Source organism: Bradyrhizobium sp., assembly GCF_049586575.1.
GTDB lineage: Bacteria > Pseudomonadota > Alphaproteobacteria > Rhizobiales > Xanthobacteraceae > Bradyrhizobium.
Genome location: NZ_JBAVCF010000292.1, coordinates 1 through 2514 on the forward strand (window position 1 = coordinate 1; position 2514 = coordinate 2514).

Consider the following 2514-nt stretch of genomic DNA (forward strand, 5'->3'; position numbering starts at 1 on the left):
ATGTCAAATCCAAAACTCCAATTAAATTTTTATTCGCCAGTGGTCCCATGATTCCAACATTCGCAAAAGTGCACGCTCGGAAGGGAATGCGAAAGTTAGAATCGGACCACTAGTGCGGTGAATTTGAAGTTCCTATCAGTTTCGCGGTAATCTCGTCATAGGGACTTCAAATTCTAAACCGCGCTAGAAACCCATAATTTGCTAGTGCTCATTTAATTCCGAAGTTCGCATGAGAGAGCGCCGCAAATGCAGGCGAACTTCGGAATTCGAGCACTAGCGCTGCCTGATTGAAAGAAAGGAATCACCATGGCTTCCCCTTATACTTTCGCGGATCCGAGACTAGCCAAGCTCGACGGCTTCCAGGTCGAGATCGACGAGGCGCATGAACGGGCCGATATCATCCTCAATCGCCCGCCGCTCAACGTTGTCTCGATGCCGGAACGCGATCAGCTTCGTCTGGTATTCGAGACGCTGGATGAGGACGGGCGCGTGCGCGTCATTGTCGTGCGGTCGGTCGGCGAGCATTTTTCCAGCGGCGGCAATATCGGCGGTTTCATGGAGGCGACGCCCGAGAAGGTCTCCAAGCTTGCCTGGAATATCGCTTCGCCGGCGCGCTGTTCGAAGCCGGTGATCGTCGCCAATCGCGGCTACTGTTTCGGCGTCGGCTTCGAATTTTCATTGGCCTGCGACTTCCGTCTCGCCTCCGAGACCACGCTTTACGCGTTGCCGGAGCAGAAGCTCGGGCAGATACCCGGCTCGGGCGGCTCGGCGCGTTTGCAAAAGATGATCGGAATCACCCGCACCAAGGATATCGTGATGCGCTCGAAGCGCATCACGGCGAAGCAGGCATTTGACTGGGGCATTGCGACCGAATGCGTGCCCGATGCGGAGCTCGAAAAGGCAACCGACAAGCTTGTCGATGAGCTTCGTAGCTTCTCGCCGATGGCCCAGCGCACGGCCAAAAAGCTCTTGAACGATACCGAAGATTCGACGCTGGCGATCGCGATCGAATTGGAAGGCCATTGCTACAGCCGTCTGCGCCAGTCGGACGACTTCAAGGAGGGGGTCGAAGCGTTCAACGCCAAGCGACCGCCGAAATTCATCGGGAGCTGATTTTCGATCATTTCATAAAGACAAAATTGGAGGGAAAAAAATGTCGATTGCTGAAACCATTGAAGTGTCGCCGCCCGCCGGCACGCGACAAATGCGAAATGCCGTCATCGCCTCGCTTCTCGGCTGGTCGCTCGATCTGTTCGATCTGTTCATTCTGTTGTATGTCGCCCCGGTTGTCGGCGCTCTGTTCTTCCCGTCCAGCGTCCCGACGCTCTCGCTCGCGGCGGTCTACGCCTCATTCGCCGTGACCTTGCTGATGCGCCCGGTCGGCTCCGCGATCTTCGGTCACTACGCCGACGTTTATGGCCGCAAGAATGCGATGTTTGTCGCGATCGTCGGCGTTGGAATCTCGACCGCCGCATTTGGTGTGCTGCCGACGATTATGCAGGCTGGATACCTGGCGCCGGCGTTATTCCTGGTCTTGCGGCTGGTTCAGGGAATATTTGTCGGTGGCGTCGTCGCCTCTACCCATACCATCGGCACCGAGTCGGTTTCGCTCGAGCGGCGCGGCGCCATGTCCGGTCTCATCGGCGGCGGTGGTGCCGGGATTGGCGCGCTTCTCGCTTCCTTTATCTTCCTGGTCACGTCGTCGATTTTCCCGGGCGAGGCGTTCGCGGTGTGGGGATGGCGCTGCATGTTCTTTTCTGGCCTGCTCAGCTCGCTGCTCGGCTGGTTCATTTTCACCAATCTCGAGGAATCGCCGTTCTTCAAGGAGCGTCAGAAACAGAGAGCCGCCGGCGTCGCCGACAAGATCGAGGCGCCGGTCAAGGCGGTATTTTCAAGCAGCTGGCGCAACGTCCTGCTGCTGAACCTATTGATCACATTTGGCGGCGGGGCTGGTTATTACCTCACGTCTGGCTATCTACCGGCGTTTCTGAAGGTCGTGAACAAGGTTCCCAATGACGTCTCTTCGCTTATCCTGATGGGCGCGAGCGTGGTGGCGGTGATCTCAGCGACCCTCGTCGGCGCGCTTAGCGATGTGATCGGCCGCAAGAAGACCTTTATCGTTGCCGGCGTATGCATGCTGGTGTTGCTGCCGGTCTGCTATCTCGGCATGGCGGCGACGACCGATACCGGCATGATCACGTTTTATGCGCTCGCGATCGCATTCCTCGGCAACGCCGGTTACGCGCCGATCCTGATCTTTCTCAACGAGCGATTTCCGACCGAGATCCGCGCGAGCGGCACCGGCCTGTCCTGGAATATCGGTTTTGCGTTGGGCGGAATGATGCCGACCTTCGTCTCGCTGGCATCCAGAGGCCCGGCGCAAATACCGATGTCGCTGTCCATATTCGTCGTCGTGATCTTCGTGATCTATCTGATCGGCGCGCTCTTGGTTCCGGAGACCAAGGGGACGTTTCGCTGACCGCGCAAAAGGTGCGGCGAACCGAACCTACGCGC

Annotated in this window: 2 protein-coding genes; both read left to right on the top strand. The window is 57.8% G+C overall.

The window, feature by feature from the left end; genetic code table 11:
• Nucleotides 1–306 precede the first annotated feature (306 nt).
• On the top strand, nt 307–1113 hold the full coding sequence (locus tag WB528_RS11285) for an enoyl-CoA hydratase/isomerase family protein (RefSeq protein WP_423888494.1): 807 nt from the start codon (nt 307–309) through the stop codon (nt 1111–1113).
• A 40-nt stretch (nt 1114–1153) separates the two neighbouring features.
• Entirely contained in the window at nt 1154–2479 is a 1326-nt protein-coding gene (locus WB528_RS11290) for an MFS transporter (RefSeq protein WP_423888495.1), read from the top strand.
• The last annotated feature ends 35 nt before the right edge of the window (nt 2480–2514 follow it).